The organism is Petroclostridium xylanilyticum (genome assembly GCF_002252565.1).
GTDB classification, from domain to species: domain Bacteria; phylum Bacillota; class Clostridia; order SK-Y3; family SK-Y3; genus Petroclostridium; species Petroclostridium xylanilyticum.
Genome location: NZ_NPML01000007.1, coordinates 190,128 through 206,408, shown reverse-complemented (window position 1 = coordinate 206,408; position 16,281 = coordinate 190,128). Strand labels below are relative to the sequence as shown.

The 16,281-nt window shown below is 37.5% G+C and carries 17 protein-coding genes, 1 other RNA gene and 1 other annotated feature (1 of these 19 cut by a window edge); of the genes, 17 read left to right on the top strand and 1 reads right to left on the bottom strand.

Annotated features, from left to right (window positions below; all coding sequences use genetic code 11):
- Nucleotides 1-72 precede the first annotated feature (72 nt).
- The 14 genes from CIB29_RS04260 (at nt 73) to CIB29_RS04195 (ending at nt 11,835) form a co-directional block, all read left to right on the top strand.
- On the top strand, nt 73-330 hold the full coding sequence (locus tag CIB29_RS04260; RefSeq protein WP_094547091.1) for an IreB family regulatory phosphoprotein: 258 nt from the start codon (nt 73-75) through the stop codon (nt 328-330).
- Nucleotides 278-2,431 carry an alkaline phosphatase family protein gene (locus CIB29_RS04255; protein ID WP_198543746.1) on the top strand — a complete coding sequence of 718 codons (2,154 nt, stop codon included), beginning with the start codon at nt 278-280 and terminating at the stop codon, nt 2,429-2,431. The genes CIB29_RS04260 and CIB29_RS04255 overlap by 53 nt, the downstream gene beginning before the upstream one ends.
- Nucleotides 2,397-3,344, top strand: a complete 948-nt coding sequence (locus tag CIB29_RS04250; RefSeq protein ID WP_094547087.1) for an aldo/keto reductase — start codon at nt 2,397-2,399, stop codon at nt 3,342-3,344. The genes CIB29_RS04255 and CIB29_RS04250 overlap by 35 nt, the downstream gene beginning before the upstream one ends.
- A 41-nt stretch (nt 3,345-3,385) precedes the next feature.
- Nucleotides 3,386-3,808 (top strand): Holliday junction resolvase RuvX, encoded by a 423-nt coding sequence (gene ruvX, locus CIB29_RS04245; protein ID WP_094547085.1) that lies wholly within the window; start codon nt 3,386-3,388, stop codon nt 3,806-3,808.
- Nucleotides 3,809-3,921: 113 nt separating this feature from the next.
- Nucleotides 3,922-4,227, top strand: a complete 306-nt coding sequence (locus CIB29_RS04240) for a DUF1292 domain-containing protein (RefSeq protein WP_094547083.1) — start codon at nt 3,922-3,924, stop codon at nt 4,225-4,227.
- Nucleotides 4,228-4,355: 128 nt separating this feature from the next.
- Entirely contained in the window at nt 4,356-5,342 is a 987-nt protein-coding gene (locus CIB29_RS04235) for an acyl-CoA dehydratase activase-related protein (protein WP_094547081.1), read from the top strand.
- Entirely contained in the window at nt 5,314-6,429 is a 1,116-nt protein-coding gene (locus CIB29_RS04230) for a 2-hydroxyacyl-CoA dehydratase (protein ID WP_094547079.1), read from the top strand. Before CIB29_RS04235 ends, CIB29_RS04230 begins: the two co-directional genes overlap by 29 nt.
- Nucleotides 6,404-7,387 (top strand): acyl-CoA dehydratase activase, encoded by a 984-nt coding sequence (locus CIB29_RS04225; protein ID WP_094547077.1) that lies wholly within the window; start codon nt 6,404-6,406, stop codon nt 7,385-7,387. The genes CIB29_RS04230 and CIB29_RS04225 overlap by 26 nt, the downstream gene beginning before the upstream one ends.
- A 66-nt stretch (nt 7,388-7,453) precedes the next feature.
- Nucleotides 7,454-7,639, top strand: a non-coding RNA gene (gene ssrS / locus CIB29_RS04220) — 6S RNA.
- Between the two features lie 113 nt (nt 7,640-7,752).
- Complete coding sequence (locus CIB29_RS04215) at nt 7,753-8,502, top strand: tRNA threonylcarbamoyladenosine dehydratase (RefSeq protein ID WP_094547075.1); 750 nt, start codon at nt 7,753-7,755, stop codon at nt 8,500-8,502.
- Between the two features lie 217 nt (nt 8,503-8,719).
- Nucleotides 8,720-9,082, top strand: a complete 363-nt coding sequence (locus CIB29_RS04210; RefSeq protein WP_242965050.1) for a sulfite exporter TauE/SafE family protein — start codon at nt 8,720-8,722, stop codon at nt 9,080-9,082.
- A gap of 1 nt (nt 9,083) precedes the next feature.
- Nucleotides 9,084-9,452: a sulfite exporter TauE/SafE family protein gene (locus tag CIB29_RS04205; protein ID WP_463208503.1), complete on the top strand. Its 369-nt coding sequence runs from the start codon at nt 9,084-9,086 to the stop codon at nt 9,450-9,452.
- 120 nt (nt 9,453-9,572) lie between these two features.
- The gene (serC, locus tag CIB29_RS04200) at nt 9,573-10,655 is read left to right on the top strand and encodes a 3-phosphoserine/phosphohydroxythreonine transaminase (RefSeq protein ID WP_094547071.1); all 1,083 of its coding nucleotides are present in this window, start codon (nt 9,573-9,575) and stop codon (nt 10,653-10,655) included.
- 16 nt (nt 10,656-10,671) lie between these two features.
- Nucleotides 10,672-11,835 (top strand): phosphoglycerate dehydrogenase, encoded by a 1,164-nt coding sequence (locus tag CIB29_RS04195; RefSeq protein ID WP_094547069.1) that lies wholly within the window; start codon nt 10,672-10,674, stop codon nt 11,833-11,835.
- A 50-nt stretch (nt 11,836-11,885) separates the two neighbouring features.
- Here the strand turns inward: CIB29_RS04195 and CIB29_RS04190 are convergent, their stop codons facing one another.
- On the bottom strand, nt 11,886-13,208 hold the full coding sequence (locus tag CIB29_RS04190; protein ID WP_094547067.1) for a DUF1015 domain-containing protein: 1,323 nt from the start codon (nt 13,206-13,208) through the stop codon (nt 11,886-11,888).
- A 498-nt stretch (nt 13,209-13,706) separates the two neighbouring features.
- Between CIB29_RS04190 and CIB29_RS04185 the strand changes: the two genes are divergently transcribed.
- From CIB29_RS04185 to CIB29_RS04180, 3 genes are all read left to right on the top strand, one after another.
- Nucleotides 13,707-14,264, top strand: a complete 558-nt coding sequence (locus tag CIB29_RS04185) for a PRC-barrel domain-containing protein (RefSeq protein WP_094547065.1) — start codon at nt 13,707-13,709, stop codon at nt 14,262-14,264.
- Nucleotides 14,251-14,427 carry a YtxH domain-containing protein gene (locus CIB29_RS18360; protein WP_117434597.1) on the top strand — a complete coding sequence of 59 codons (177 nt, stop codon included), beginning with the start codon at nt 14,251-14,253 and terminating at the stop codon, nt 14,425-14,427. The genes CIB29_RS04185 and CIB29_RS18360 overlap by 14 nt, the downstream gene beginning before the upstream one ends.
- A 432-nt stretch (nt 14,428-14,859) precedes the next feature.
- The gene (locus tag CIB29_RS04180; RefSeq protein WP_094547063.1) at nt 14,860-15,903 is read left to right on the top strand and encodes an AI-2E family transporter; all 1,044 of its coding nucleotides are present in this window, start codon (nt 14,860-14,862) and stop codon (nt 15,901-15,903) included.
- Between the two features lie 276 nt (nt 15,904-16,179).
- Nucleotides 16,180-16,281 (top strand) — a binding site (T-box leader) (it continues 125 nt past the right edge of the window).

Here is a 16,281-nt window from a genome sequence, read left to right as displayed (position 1 = left end):
TTTTTTATATTGCATAAATAATTGGTGTATATTATTCTAATAATATAAATACAATAAGGAAGGTGAGTAGGTATGAGCATGAATGAGACAGTAAAATTCAAGGTGGAAAACGAAAAAGAAAATGAGGTAAGACAGATACTTCAAAATGTATATGAAGCTCTTAATGAGAAAGGTTACAACCCAATCAACCAGATTGTGGGTTATATTCTTTCAGGAGACCCTACTTACATAACGAGTCACAACAATGCACGAAGTATGATAAGAAGGTTAGAAAGAGATGAACTGTTGGAGGAATTGGTTCGGTGCTATCTTAAAGAAAAGCAGGCATAATATTCTATTGGCAATCATAGTTGTTTTTTGCAGCTTTTCTACTGCGTATGCCAGTCAGCATGAGCATAGAAAAGCTGTTATTGTAACTATTAATTTTACAAACCTCGAAGAGTTTATCAGTATGCAAAATGTTAAAAAGTTAATGGAGCATGGTGCAGTTGGATTGATGAATACCCGGGGGGGCAGTAAAACAGATAGCATAAGGGCGTTTGCCACATTGGGGTGGGGTACCCGGGCTGATGCTGTTCCAAACCATTGCTTGGTTGAACGTAAAGGTACTTTCCTATATGTTAAAAATATCGATGACATTATAGCATCCAATGACAGTAATACCTACAATGTCAGCGTTGGCTCTTTGGGAGATTTTTTTCATCAAAAAGGGTTAAAGACGGCACTGATAGGAAATCAGGATAACAATGATATACAATACTCTCCTGCCGCATTGATTGCTATGGATAGCCGTGGAATGATTGATGATGGCGAGATAGGAGAAAATATAATGCTGCCTGGTAACGAATTGCCAGGGTATGCGACTGATTATCAATTGCTCTACGAAGTTTTTAGGAAAAAATATTCTGTCAATGACTTCATCGTAGTTGATACCGGTGATACGTCAAGACTGGAATACTATCATAACAACGGTATGGCACTTTATGCGGATAAAAATAAGATACTCAAAGATATTGATGTTTTTCTGGGGAAGCTTGCAGCTGCGGTAGATAGGGACAATACATTATTAATTTTACTTTCACCCCATTATAGCTCGGGTGATGCAAGGTTTGGGAGAAAGCTTTCACCTGTGGTTCTATATGGAAAAGACATAAGCAAAGGACTGCTTATATCTGATACAACGCGAAGAGCAGGTATCATAGGGAACATAGATATTGCGCCTACTATTGCTGCATTTTTTGGAGGAACTTTAGACCAGGCAGTAGGTGAAGCTGTAAAAGTTAAAACGACAGCCAATCATCTCACAAAAGCACTCAGCTTATATTACCTGACGGCTTTTAATGCAAAAAACAGGGCCATTATATTGAAAACTTACGTTAGCTTTCAGATTGTACTTTTAATTTTAACGCTTATTTTCATTTTATTAAAAAATAAAACCAGCAAAAAATTTGGAATTGTCCTGCGTACCCTTATACTTTTTACCCTTACCTGTCCGCTGACTTTATTTTTAATGCCTTTGCTAAGGGTATATAATCTATTTCTCTTTTCCTTATTGCTAATAGGAATAAACGGAATACTTGCTTATACTATACATATAATTTCTGAAAATGTAGAGACAAACATTATTTATATATCCTGGTGCACACTGATTTTAATTTTAGCGGATCTGGTATTTAAAGGACCTTTAAATAGGACGTCACTTTTGGGTTATGATGCCGTAATTGGAGCAAGATATTACGGGCTGGGTAACGAATATATGGGAGTATTTATTGCAACAACCCTGATAGGAGTTATACCGCTGGTTTATAAGAAAGTGTTTCCTAAATGGGTTGCCGTAGCTGTCTTTGTGCTGATAACTCCTGTCATAGGACTATCCATGTTTGGTGCCAACGTCGGAGGCACTATTACGGCTTCCATTGCCTTTGGTTTTGCCATTTTAAATATATATGATAAAAAGATAACCGTAAAAAAAATCATAAGCCTTTTTATTGTCATGACCTTGATAGTCAGTGCTTTTGCGGCATACGATATCTATTTTGCGCAGCACAAATCACACCTGGCTAAAGCGATATTGGAATTCCGTTCCGGGGGGATAGGCACTGTGCTTGATATTATACGCCGTAAATTAGAGATGAATTTAAAGTTGTTGAGATGGACAATATGGAGCGAGGTATTACTGGTATCGGTAATTGTCATGGCAGTTCTGTTTTTAAAGCCGCGTGGTGCGCTGCATAGGTTGTTTAATAAATATAAAAGTTTTTCAATAGCATGGTATTCTATACTTGTTGCAAGTATAACAGGAATGTTGGTAAATGACTCCGGGGTTGTCGTGGCAGCAACAAGCAATATTTTTTTGATATTTAGTTTGCTATATTTTTTACTGGGGGAAGAAGAAGGTGGAATACAGAGAATTAGGGAAGACAGGGCTTAAGGTCTCGAGATTGTGTTTTGGAGGACTTACCGTTGGACCTCTGCAGGCAAACCTGCCTGTTGAACAAGGCGCAGAAGTGATATCAGAAGCGTTTAACCGGGGAATTAATTTTATTGATACTGCAGAACTGTATAGAACGTATCCGTATATAGCAGTGGCGGTAAAAAAAGCCAAAAAAGATGTGATTATAGCTTCAAAAACCTATGCCTATGATAGGGATGGAGCGATGCGAAGTGTGGAAAAAGCAAGAAGAGAGTTGGAGAGAGATGTTATTGACATTTTTATGCTGCATGAGCAGGAAAGTGAATTAACACTCAAGGGACATTGGGAGGCTTTAGAGTATTTTTTCGACTGTAAAGCAAGAGGTATTATAAAAGCTGTAGGTATTTCAACCCATCATGTTGCAGCAGTGGAAGCAGCATGCGGGATGAATGTCATAGACGTTATACATCCTATTGTCAACTATAAAGGCATTGGTATTGTGGATGGTTCCATTGAAGATATGCTTGCAGCTATCAGGAAAGCTTATGATAAAGGAATAGGAATATATGCAATGAAGCCCCTTGGAGGCGGGAATTTAATTCAACATGTAGAAAGGTGTTTGGACTATGTATTATCTATTCCTTATATCCATTCCATTGCTTTAGGAATGCAGTCAATAGAAGAAGTAATCGCGAATATAAGCTACTTTGAAGGCAGGAAAGTTGATCGGGAAGTTCTGGAAAGATTAAAAAGTAAAAAAAGATATTTACATGTGGAAGAATGGTGTGAAGGCTGCGGCCAATGCCTGTCTGCATGCGCCCATCAGGCAATTTATATCCAAAACAACAGGCTTCAGGTAAAACCGGAAAAATGTGTGCTATGCGGCTATTGTGGAAGCCGCTGCAAAAATTTTGCAATTAAGATCGTGTAGTTATCGATATTTTACCAATGTTAAAAGGGCAGGTGAATGAGATGCGGATTATGGGAATAGATTATGGAGACAGCAGAGTCGGGATAGCGGTCAGTGACCCTATGGGCTGGACGGCACAGGGATTGGAGACCATAACTGAAAAAAAGCAGGAAAAGGTTTTTGAACGCCTGCTGGAATTAATAAAACTATATAACGTAGAAAAAATTGTTGTAGGTTTTCCGAAAAATATGAACGGAACCATTGGACCCAGGGGTGAATTAACCCATAAGTTCGTTGAAAATCTCAGGCAAAAGACCGATATAGAAATTGTTCTATGGGATGAAAGGCTGACAACGGTAGCAGCCCATAGAATGCTCAATGAAACGAATGTCAGGGGTAAAAAACGAAAGCAGGTAGTAGATACTGTGGCAGCAGGGTATATTTTACAGGGGTATCTGGATAGTTTGAAATTAAATAGAGATTGATTAACGAATAACTTGAATAAAAGTATTTATTAAGAATAAAATATTACAGAACAATTGACAGCAGTTTGCTAATATTATACAATAAATTGGAATCTAATAATGAGGTGAATGGTATGACAGAAGAAAGAGAAGACATTGTTGTATTAGTTGATGAGAACGGTGAGGAAGTGGAGTTTGAGCATCTTGATACGATTGAGATGAATGACAGCAAGTATGTAGTATTGCTTCCCCTGGAAGAAGAAGGGGAAGAAGATGAGGTTGTCATTTTGAAAGTGGCGGAAGATGAAAATGGTGAGGATTCATTAATAGCGGTTGAAGATGAAGATGAACTCAATGAGGTTTTTGAAGAATTCAAATTACGAATGGAAGATGAATTTGATTTTGTGGATGATGAAGATTACGAGGACGAGGAAGAATAATTTGCTCCATAAAAATACACCTAACGGTAAATGTTAGGTGTATTTTTTTATGTTTTAAAAATTTTTGTTATAAAAATTTGAGTAAATAGCAATAATACATGAGGACAAAAAATGTATGAGGTGAAAAGATGGCAGTCAAAGTTGGAATACCCAGGGCATTGTTGTATTATGAATACTTTCCTATGTGGAAGACCTTTTTTGAAGAATTAAAGGTTGAAATAATCCTGTCTGAAAAGACTACTAAAGCAATATTAAATGACGGTGTAAAACATTGTGTCGACGAAGCATGTTTGCCGGTCAAGTTATTTCACGGACATATATTAAATTTAAAGGATAAGGTGGATTACCTGTTCGTACCAAGATTAAAAAGTGTAGCACAAGGTGAATATATATGTCCCAAATTTTGTGGTCTCCCGGAGATGGTAAAATTCTCCATAAGAGGACTACCACCTGTTATTGACACTGAGATAAATTTAAGGAGTCCGAAATCAAATTTATATCATACATTCAATGAAATTGGGAAATTATTTTCCAGTGATACATATGCGATTAAAACAGCTTATGATAAAGCATTAAAACAACAAGCTGAGTTTATGAAAAAAATAAGACAGGGAAGATATCCCGTTGAAATACTTGAAAATAAAAAAGTATCGGACAATACTGAAGGAGATTTATGTATTGCTTTGATAGGACATGTCTATAATATATATGACCAGTATATCAGTATGGATATTCTATCAAAATTACATCAACAAGGTATAAGAGTTATTACTCCTGAACTTTTGGATGATGACATTATACAATATAAGGCTGATTTGCTGCCAAAAAAAATGTTTTGGAGTTTTGGCAAACGGCTGCTGGGGTCTGCATTACATTTATTGGACATGGACCGTATAGATGGAATCATTTATATGATGTCTTTTGGATGCGGGATAGATGCTTTCGTATCCGATTTGTGTGAAAGAAAGATAAGGCGGAAAAAAAATATACCATTTTTTCTGCTAACATTAGATGAACATTCTGGAGAAGCGGGTGTTAATACGCGTCTCGAGGCATTTATTGATATGATTAGATGGAGGAAAAGAAATGAAGGTAACATTTCCGCACATGGGTAATACATGTATTGTAGTAAAAGCACTTTTTGAATACCTGGACATAGATTTTATTACCCCCCCTGTATGCAGTAAGCGTACACTCGAACTGGGTACAAAATATGCCCCCGAGTTGGCATGTTTACCTTTGAAAATAAATATCGGAAATTTTATCGAGAGCATAGAAAAAGGGGCAGATACCATTGTAATGGCAGGAGGATGCGGTCCGTGCCGATTCGGATATTATGCCGAAGTCCAAAGAGAAATCCTGAAAGATTTAGGTTATAATGTGGATTTGTTTGTATTGGAATTACCTAACGGTGATATTCAAGAGTTTTTAAGAAGAGTGAGGAAGCTCATTGGAAGGCAAAGTCTGTGGAAGGCACTTATAGCCATCAAAAAAGCTACAAAAGTATCCATTGAATTAGATCAGTTGGATAAATTGTCTTTTCAGGTAAGGCCTCGTGAGAAAGTAAAAGGGAAGACCGACTGGATTATGAGAAAATTTCAGCACCAGGTTTCTAAAGTGAAGGGACCCGAAAACATTATCAGGTTAATCAATGAAACCAGGAAAGAGCTGGAAGCAATTGAGACAGATCCGTCAATAGCTCCATTAAAGATTGGTATTGTGGGAGAGATTTATACTGTTATTGAACCTTTTACAAATTTTAAAATTGAGCAGCTGCTGGGCAGTATGGGCATTGAAGTAGACCGCTCACTAAATGTAAGCCACTGGATTGTAGAACATATGATCAAGCAGGCATTGCACCTTAGAAAACACAGGCCTTACGAAGAAGCTGCACAGCCATATTTGAGTACAATGATAGGCGGACATGCCCAGGATACGATTGGGAATAGTGTATTATATGCCCGGCAGGGATATGATGGAGTGATACAGCTATATCCTTTTACCTGTATGCCGGAAATTGTTGCTGAAAGTATTTTGCCTGCAGTGAGCAATGATTTAGATATACCTATACTAACGCTGATTATTGATGAATTAACCGGAGAAGCAGGTTATAAGACCAGGATTGAAGCATTTGTTGATATGCTTGCCAGAAGAAAGGAGAGAAAATTGAGAAATAATGAATACGTTTTATCTGGGAATTGATGTAGGCTCCGTAAGTACTAATTTGGTACTGTTAGATGAACAGTCAAGAGTTTATAGAAAATTATATATAAGAACACAGGGACAGCCAATTAAGGCATTGAAAGATGGATTAACGGCACTAAAGCAGAGCGTGAAAGAAGAGTTTAGAATTGCAGGAGTAGGTACGACAGGAAGTGGCAGACAGCTTGCAGCAGTAATAGTAGGAGCTGATATTATAAAGAATGAAATAACCGCCCATGCTGTAGCTGCACTGGACTATTGTCCGGAAGTGCGGACAATACTGGAAATCGGAGGGCAGGATTCAAAAATCATTATTATAAGAGATGGAATCGTATATGATTTTGCCATGAATACCGTATGTGCAGCCGGAACAGGTTCATTTCTTGACCGTCAGGCTTCGCGGTTGAATATTCCGATTCAGGAATTTGGAAAGTATGCATTAAAGTCCACAACTCCTGTAAGAATTGCAGGAAGGTGTGCAGTTTTTGCAGAATCGGATATGATTCATAAACAGCAGACGGGGCAAAATATAGAAGATATTATTAACGGGTTATGTGAAGCTTTGGTAAGGAACTATTTAAACAACCTGGGAAAAGGGAAGGAAATTTTGGACCCTATTTTATTTCAAGGTGGTGTAGCTGCAAATATAGGTATTGTTGCAGCTTTTGAAAGGGAACTGGGTAAAAAGATTATTATTCCGGAGCACTTTGATGTAATGGGTGCAGTTGGAGCAGCCATCCTGGCAAAAGAAGAAATACGAAGGACAGGGACTACCAGTTTTTATGGTTTTGATCTGGTGGATAGAGAGTATAAGGCAAGAAGCTTTGAATGTCACGATTGTTCCAATATGTGTGAAGTGGTAGAAATTATGTCCGATGGTCAGCCGGTAGCCCGGTGGGGAGATAAGTGCGGAAAATGGGGTGTGTTGATAAACCAGAAAGCTGAAACATCTGCATAACGACAGGTAAGCTAAACTTTGGTACTTGAAAACCTAAATTTTTTATGCTATTATAAAACCATGAAGCGTACCCTGCTGTGTGCGTGATTAAGGTGCGATTTTGAACCAACACAAATGATATGGGAGCCCGTGCTCTGAATGTGGCATATAGGCCCCCCATTATGGCCAGGGGAAATATAAAGCAGTCAGGAGGGCACCCACCTGCGAGAGCGGGTTTAAAATGCGCCTATAGCACGGCGCGGTGGGGTTTATATAAGTGTGAAAGTTAAGTTGCCAAATATATATTTGGCAACTTTTTAGTTTACCAAGAAAATATTTTGCGCAAAAGCTGTGAACACTAATTTATTATTTATGGAGGCTAAAGTATGTTGCATTCTTTTTCAAGAACTGAATTGTTACTAGGCACTGAGGCGCTAAAAAAGCTGAATCAATCTAAAGTCTCAATATTTGGTATAGGCGGTGTAGGTACTTTCGCTGTTGAAGGTTTGGCGAGGTCCGGGGTAGGTAAATTTGTGCTGGTAGACGATGATACAGTATGTCTTACCAATATAAACCGTCAACTACATGCAACACGAAAAACTGTAGGAAAACCTAAAGTTGCATTAATGAAAGACAGGATATTGGAAATCAATCCAAAAGCAGAAGTTACAATATACCAGGAGTTCTACACTGCCAAAACAGCCCAGCAGCTTATCCATAGCGATTCAAATTATATAATTGATGCTATAGACACTGTATCAGCAAAGATAGATCTGATTGTCAGGGCAAAAGAGCTGGGCATTCCGGTAATAAGCAGTATGGGAGCAGGAAATAAGCTGGATCCTACAAAATTTGAAGTATCGGATATATATAAAACAACCATTGACCCTCTGGCTAAAGTAATGAGAAGGGAATTGCGGAAGAGGGGTATAGAATCGCTAAAAGTGGTTTATTCAAAAGAGGAACCGCTGACACCATTGGAATTAGAGAATACGTGTAAAACAGAGTGCATTTGCAGCAATAAAGACCGTACATGTACCGTGCGCAGGCAAATACCAGGAAGCGTTGCGTGGGTTCCATCGGTGGCAGGGTTAATAATAGCCGGGGAAGTGGTCAAGGATTTAATTCAATTTTAACTATATATTTACTGATAATGATTTTACATGGAAGATAAAGTAAATAAGTTCACGGTTCACGGTTCACAGTAAAAGCTATTAAATCGTTTATTACTGTGAACTGAGAGCTGTTAACTGTGAACCGTGAACCGTGAACTATATAACTATAAAATAAAGGAATATTAAATGGCATTTTCTCAAAACATATTAAAGAGTTTTTGTAAAGGAAGTGCGATTATTGAGGAAGGTTAAAAAATTCTTTAAATATTCTATAATTGGCGTTGTTACCGGTTTGTGCAATGGCCTGTTTGGGTCAGGAGGAGGTACTATCGCGGTACCGTCCATGGAAATTATTCTGGATGTAGAAGAACATAAAGCCCATGCTACTGCTATAGCCATTATTCTTCCATTAACTTTGGTCAGTGTGTTTTCTTACATTAAAAACGATTTTGTAGATTGGAACCTAACGTGGCAGGTATCTATCGGCGGTATTATAGGAGGATATATAGGGGCTCGTATATTAAAAATAATACCTTCAAATATTCTTAGAAAGGTATTTGGCATATTTATGATTATTGCTGCAGTAAGGATGGTGTTATAACTTGATTATTCCGATTTTAGCCGGACTTGCCTCAGGTATCATAAGCGGGATGGGGATAGGGGGAGGTACAATCCTCATTCCTGTTTTGGTTTTTATATTAAACGTAGATCAACATATTGCACAAAGTATCAATCTTTTATACTTTGTACCTACAGCAAGTATTGCCCTTTTTGTTCATATAAAAAATAAAAGAATTGATATGAAGCTTGCGCTCATAATAGTAGCATTTGGGGTGGCAGGAGCAATCCTCGGTTCATATTTTGCAGTATCTGTCCCGTCAGTTATGTTAAAAAAAATGTTTGGAATATTTTTATTTGCCATGGGAATATATGAAACTTTCAGGAAAGCACCTGCAAAAAAAGAAGGATAAGAATATTTTATGGGTTATGTCTTGTGAAAAGATTGACGAAGCTGACATTTTGATATATAATCTGTTATAAATATTTCCCAAAAGTTCATTTTTAACTGATTTTCAAGTAGGAGGGGTAGTATGGAGAGGGTTTATAATTTTTCCGCAGGTCCGTCAATGCTTCCGGAGCCTGTTTTAAGAAAAGCGCAACAGGAAATGCTGGGATACGGCAAATCAGGCATGTCGGTAATGGAAATGAGCCACCGGTCCAGTCATTTTCAGGAAATTATAGATGAAACAGAAAAATTGCTTCGAGAATTAATGAAAATTCCAGACAATTACAAAGTCCTATTTTTGCAGGGAGGCGCCTCCAGCCAGTTTGCCATGATTCCCATGAATTTATTTAGAAACAGCAAAAAAGCTGACTTTGTAATTACGGGATTATGGGCAAAAAAGGCTTATCAGGAAGCAAGCCGCTATGGAAAAACAAATATAGTTGCATCATCAGCAGATACAACTTTTAATTATATTCCAGAATTAGACCCAAGTAAATTTGATCCAGAAGCCGATTATTTTTATATTACAACCAATAACACCATTTATGGGACCAGGTTTACGACTTTGCCTGACACTGGAAATGTTCCTCTGGTTGCCGATATGTCTTCTAATATACTGTCACAGGAATATGATGTATCAAAATTTGGATTAATTTTTGCCGGTGCTCAGAAGAACATGGGGCCTGCAGGCCTGACCGTTGTCATTATCCGTCAAGACTTGATTGGCCATGCAATGGATATTACACCAACCATGTTTAATTATAAAATCCACGCGGATGAAGGTTCAATGTACAATACGCCGCCAACCTACAGTATTTATATATGCAAACTTGTCCTTGAATGGTTGAAGGAATTGGGTGGAATATCCGTAATGGAAAAAATCAATATTGAAAAAGCAAAAATTTTATATGATTTCCTGGATGAATCCAGTATGTTCAAAGGAACAGTTGTAAAAAAAGACCGTTCTTTGATGAATATACCTTTTATATGTCCGACAGAAGAATTGAATGCTAAATTTATCAAAGAAGCAACTGCGAAAGGTTTTGTCAATTTAAAGGGACACCGTACGGTAGGCGGAATGCGTGCCAGCATTTATAACGCGATGCCGGTTGAAGGCGTGCAGAAATTAGTGGAATTTATGAAGCAGTTTGAAGTAGAAAACAAATAAAAGGGGAGTTTATATAATGTACAATATCCAGACGTTAAACAAAATATCTCCTTTAGGACTGGAGCTTTTTAAAGAAGGCAGCTATAACATATCCGATAAAATTGACAACCCCGATGCCATACTGGTACGAAGCTATGTCATGCATGATATGGAACTGCCAAAAAGTTTAAAAGCAATTGCGAGGGCAGGCGCAGGAGTTAATAATATCCCTATTGATAAATGTTCGGAAAAAGGAATTGTTGTTTTTAATACACCTGGTGCCAATGCAAATGCGGTAAAGGAATTAACTGTCGCAGCTTTGCTGCTTTCATCGCGTAAAATTATCGAAGGTATTCAATGGGCAAAATCATTGGCCGGAGAAGGTGCCAATGTTCCCAAGCTTGTGGAAAAAGGAAAGGCTGACTTCACCGGACCGGAAATATTGGGCAAAAAATTAGGAGTAATTGGCCTGGGTGCTATTGGTGTTATGGTTGCCAATGCAGCAAATTCACTGGGAATGGAAGTGACGGGGTTTGACCCTTATATTTCTGTTGATGCGGCATGGGGGCTTTCGAGAAATGTAAAGAAGGCACCGGATTTCCGGTCTCTTCTGGAAAATTCTGATTATATCACCCTTCATGTTCCCTTAACCGGGGAAACAAAAGACTTGATCAATTACGATAAATTCTCCCTTATGAAAAAAGGGGTACGATTGTTGAATTTTTCAAGAGCCGAACTGGTAAATAATGAGGATTTAAAGCGGGCAATTCAGGAAGGAATTGTAGACACATATGTTACAGACTTCCCGAGTGAAGAGCTCTTAAACATGGAGCATGTTATTGCTATTCCACATTTGGGCGCATCAACACCGGAATCGGAAGATAATTGTGCTGTTATGGCAGCAAATCAGCTCCGGGACTTTTTGGAAAATGGGAATATTACTAATTCCGTTAATTTTCCTTCATGTGAGTTGAACCGGTCTTCAGATTTCCGGGTTACGGTAGCGCATAAAAATATCCCTAACATGGTAGGGCAGATTTCTACCATACTGGCAAAGGAACAAATCAATATCCTCAATATGATCAACAGGAGCAAAGGGAACCTGGCATATACCATTATTGATGCCGAAGAGAATATTCCCGAAGATGTTGTTTGCCGGTTGCAAAATATTGAAGGTGTCCTTAGCGTGAGAATAATATAAAGCAATAATAAAAAAATTGCAGTAGCTGTAAGAAGCTACTGCAATTTTTTTTATTTAAATTTATTCATGACTAACCCGGTTATCACCTTTGGATAGAAATATGTGGATTTCTGGGGCATTTTTTCTTTTGCCAGAGAAACGTCCTTTATTTCATGAACTTTTGTTGCATTGAGCAGGAAGGAACATTGAAAACCTCCGCTTCTAACCCATTCGACAGCTTCCAGTGAATCTCTTGTATAGGTCAAGTTTTTCTGGTTTGCCATATTTTCTGCATCAATGCCTAAAATCCTGTCAAGGATCAAGGTATGCAGGATACTAACGTCTAAATTTCTATAAGCTGCAGACTTGTTAGGCAGCATTTCTGCCATTACATCAATATTTTTAAGAGTGAGTATATAATAGTAATCCTTGCCTGTGTAAAGCCCGAAAACCTTATCATTACTTCTGGCGTTTAATTCTTCCTCAATGAGTATATTTAATTCTTTTGTGCCGTGATCTTGTGCAATTCTTTCAACATCAAAATTTTCTTTTAACTGATCGATAAGAACTTGTTCATCAAACTTTTCAAGGTCTTTTACGACACGATGTGTGGGAAATACCACCAGGCCAGGGTCATCCATTTCCACAAGCATCATCATAACGTAGTTAAATAAGTCATCCTTGGAGTATTGAGGATTTTCTTCTCTTAACTTGTTTCTAAAGTTTAGAGCTGTTTCGTAACGGTGATGACCATCAGCAATAAATAGCTGTTTATCCTTAAAATACTCTTGAATTTCAGCAATGACAGATTCATTCGTTATGATCCAGAGATTTTGAATAATATTGTCAGCAGACTTAAAGCTGATATGGGGAGGTTCTTCAGATAACCTGTTTATCAAACCGGTAACTTTTTTCTCAGCATCCATATAAAGAGAAAATATCTGGCTAAAATTGCTGTAAGTAGTTGACATTAAATTGAACCTATCAGTTTTTGCTTTAGACAGGGTCTCTTCATGGGGAAGAATAACGCCCTTTGAAAATTCTTCAAGTTCAACTAAAGCTACAATGCCTTTGCAGGATTTTATAACTCCATTTTTTAATGTAAATACCTGTTCATAAAGATATAAAGCCGGGCTTGCTTCAAAAGTCAATATTCCGCTGGCTATCCATTCATTGAGATAAGAAGCGGCCCTGGTATACTTGTTGTTGTCCTGGCCATCGCCGGCATATTCTTTTCCTAATTCCAGTCGAATAACGTTATTGGGATGCATGTTATAATAGTTTTCCTGGGCAGAAGGAGAAATAACATCATAAGGAGGAGTAGTAACCAAACTTAGATCTTTAATCATTTCATTATTATAACGCAGCCCTTTAAAAGGAATAATATGTGCCATTTTGTCACCCCACAATTAATTTCTTTACCACAGCTAAACTAACGTGTTGTGCTAGCTTAAATATGATTCCAAGAACAAAGCTACAAAGCTTAGAGCCTGTAAACTCATTCCGGGTCGCATCAAACTTGCTATCGCTCAAACGGGTGATGCGACTTTTCCTCCACTTCGTTAACAGGCTCTACAGCCTTTTCGCAACGTTCTTTCCACCATATTTAAGCTAGCACAATGAGTTAAATTAAGTTAATATTATTAATTACTTTATTGCTGCGATTTCATACTTTACTACATTAATAAAATAAAATTAAATTTTTCAATGCAAAGTATATAATAGATTTCCGATATAGTCAAGCATATAAATTGCTTGCGAATTTTTTTAAAATTTAGTGAGATAATATATTGTAGAATTAGTTAGAATGAAAATGGTTTATAGTTCTTAGTTCGTGGTAAAAACCTTCATTCTATGAGCCATGAACTTAAGGGATTTATGGAGTGGGTATTATGCTAAAATTTAGTGAGATCATCGGCCTGCCGGTGATAAGCATATCTACAGGCAATAGAATAGGTGTGGTAAAAGACATAATATTCATTTCCACTACAAAAAAAATCTTAGCCCTTATTATTAACAATAAAAAAATTATGTCAAATACAAAAGCGATAAAAGTAGAAGATATAGTAAAAGCTGGCAGGAGTGCCATCTTAGTGAAGGATGAGAAATGTGTGATATCTTTAGATCAACTTCCTCAATTACCAAATATGAAAAAATACCGAGATGAAATAGTGGATTTGCAGGTCTATACTGATAGTGGAGTTAATCTTGGCACGGTTCAAGATGCTTCCTTTGATTTTGAAATTGGAATGCTGGAAGAAATTGAAATATCCGACGGTATTGTGCAGGACCTGATTGAAGGAAGAAAATTTATTCCCGCTACTGAATCAATACAATTAGAAAAGGGAATAGTAATTGTAGAAAGTGAAAAAGTACATCAGCTTAAAACTAACGGTAAAGGAATAAAAAAATATTTATTGAAAGGAAGTAGTAAAAATGAGAAGAAATAATTTTACCAGAGGGCTAATTACCGGAACAATCATTGGTGCTACTCTCAGTATGATGGTAAATCCTATGGATAGAAGAGATAAAAAGATAATGCGAAGAAAAACTAATAACTTTATGAGGACAGTTGGAGATATTATTGAAGATATTATTGATATGAGAGGTTAACAACCAGGGACTGAACCTCCTGTCTTGTGTGGTTTTTACAAGACAGAGGACCTGTCCGAAACTGCTGAAAAAGTGCTTGATTGCTCAGGGCTTCGACATGGGGACGGTTCCTCAGTCGCATGAAAAGCGCATTCGACAGATGAACCGTCCCCAAGTCGCAGCCCTTCTTCCTGCTGAACCGAACTTTTTCAGTGGTTTCGGACAGGTCCCCGTGTGTTGCCACTGACTGTTGAGGCACTTTTTCAGTGATTTTGAACTATCTTCATGTCGCGTTCCTGACCGTATATGTAATATATTTAGTGCGTTCTATATAACAACTATGAACCACGAACTACGAACAATTTTTATTGTCATTTATGGTTTTTTGAAGAAGGTCATGGAGGTTAAGGAAAAATAAGAACATTGCTATAAAGTAAAGCGGGAGATATCGGGATGTATCAGATAGCACTTAAGAAATATATCTTGTATGCTATAATTATTATATTAATTTTCCTATTAATTTATTTTATATACTCTATTCGGAAGCCATTGTTGGAGATATTAAGTCCGGTTTTTATCGCGTTGTTATTAACATATCTAATCAATCCTCTGGTAAATATTCTTGAAGATAAAAAAATCCCCAGGAGCTTAGGTATTATCATAATCTATTTTTTTGTAATTGCAGCTGTCGGAGTTGCGTTGGGTTTTTTAGTTCCTGAATTGATCAGGAGTATAAGAGAATTAACCCAGACAATCCCGGTTTATCTTGAAAGATATAATATATTGTTTTATGAGTTTGTAATAAGGTATAGACATAGCGAACTACCTATTAGAATTAAAGAATTATTGGATCAAAATATATACAATATACAGCAATCATTAATGAATACTTTACAAACCATGGTTGGAGTAATTACAGGAGCCTTTTCTCTTTTTTTCGATATTATCCTGGCTGTTGTGATAGCGTTTTACATGATGAAAGATATAGAAAAATTTAAAAAAGTACTTGTTTCTTTTGTCCCAAGAAAAGGACGCGAATGGATTTTTGTCCTGGTGAGGGATATTGATGTTGTTCTATCAGGATTTATAAGGGGACAATTGTTTGTAGCCATGATTATGAGTCTTTTAACAGCTGCTGGTCTATGGATACTGGGGATAAAATATTCCTTAATATTAGGCATCATCGCTGGGCTGCTGGATGTTATCCCCTATTTCGGCCCGTTTTTAGGAGTTGTTCCGGCAGTAATCGTTGCATTTATTGATAACCCTGTCAAAATTATATGGGTTTTACTACTGTACTTTTTGGTTCAACAGCTGGAAGGAGCTGTTTTATCGCCTAAAATTATAGGAAACAAGGTGGGACTGCATCCTGTTGTAATTATTATTGCGGTTTTAGCAGGAGGGAAGTTCTTTGGATTAATAGGCATGCTGTTGGCAGTCCCTATTGCAGGTATTTTAAAGGTACTTGGTCATAGGATTATTCAAAGTATAGTATGAAAATAGTGGAGAGTGAACAGTGGGGAGTGGGGAGTAAAACCGAAACCACAGAAAAAGTCCGGTTTAGCAGGAAGAAGGGCTGCGACATGGGGACGGTTCATCTGTCGAATGCGCTTTTCATGCGACTGAGGAACCGTCCCCATGTCGCAGCCCTGAGCAATCAAGCATATTTTCATCATTATTTGTGCCGGGTGCGCCCGGCGTGGCAGTTAGTATGAAAAAGTTGTTATTGACAGAATTTTAGCATTTATATATAATTTCACATAGAATAATATTGAAAGTACAATGACGGAGAATAGTATATCAATATAGTGTATCCAGAGAGAGAGTCCCCGGCTGAAAGACTCTTTGCATAAGTTGATAGAAGCAGCTCCCGAG

What these genes read in the sequence shown, in the direction of transcription:
- CIB29_RS04230 (WP_094547079.1), top strand. Translation starts at nt 5,314, where the DNA reads ATGAAGGTAACATTTCCGCACATGGGTAATACATGTATTGTAGTAAAA.
- serC (WP_094547071.1), top strand. Translation starts at nt 9,573, where the DNA reads ATGGAGAGGGTTTATAATTTTTCCGCAGGTCCGTCAATGCTTCCGGAG.
- CIB29_RS04225 (WP_094547077.1), top strand. Translation starts at nt 6,404, where the DNA reads ATGAATACGTTTTATCTGGGAATTGATGTAGGCTCCGTAAGTACTAAT.
- CIB29_RS04195 (WP_094547069.1), top strand. Translation starts at nt 10,672, where the DNA reads ATGTACAATATCCAGACGTTAAACAAAATATCTCCTTTAGGACTGGAG.
- CIB29_RS04185 (WP_094547065.1), top strand. Translation starts at nt 13,707, where the DNA reads ATGCTAAAATTTAGTGAGATCATCGGCCTGCCGGTGATAAGCATATCT.
- CIB29_RS04260 (WP_094547091.1), top strand. Translation starts at nt 73, where the DNA reads ATGAGCATGAATGAGACAGTAAAATTCAAGGTGGAAAACGAAAAAGAA.
- CIB29_RS04180 (WP_094547063.1), top strand. Translation starts at nt 14,860, where the DNA reads ATGTATCAGATAGCACTTAAGAAATATATCTTGTATGCTATAATTATT.
- CIB29_RS04190 (WP_094547067.1), bottom strand. Translation starts at nt 13,208, where the DNA reads ATGGCACATATTATTCCTTTTAAAGGGCTGCGTTATAATAATGAAATG.
- CIB29_RS18360 (WP_117434597.1), top strand. Translation starts at nt 14,251, where the DNA reads ATGAGAAGAAATAATTTTACCAGAGGGCTAATTACCGGAACAATCATT.
- CIB29_RS04215 (WP_094547075.1), top strand. Translation starts at nt 7,753, where the DNA reads ATGTTGCATTCTTTTTCAAGAACTGAATTGTTACTAGGCACTGAGGCG.
- CIB29_RS04235 (WP_094547081.1), top strand. Translation starts at nt 4,356, where the DNA reads ATGGCAGTCAAAGTTGGAATACCCAGGGCATTGTTGTATTATGAATAC.
- CIB29_RS04240 (WP_094547083.1), top strand. Translation starts at nt 3,922, where the DNA reads ATGACAGAAGAAAGAGAAGACATTGTTGTATTAGTTGATGAGAACGGT.
- CIB29_RS04255 (WP_198543746.1), top strand. Translation starts at nt 278, where the DNA reads ATGAACTGTTGGAGGAATTGGTTCGGTGCTATCTTAAAGAAAAGCAGG.
- ruvX (WP_094547085.1), top strand. Translation starts at nt 3,386, where the DNA reads ATGCGGATTATGGGAATAGATTATGGAGACAGCAGAGTCGGGATAGCG.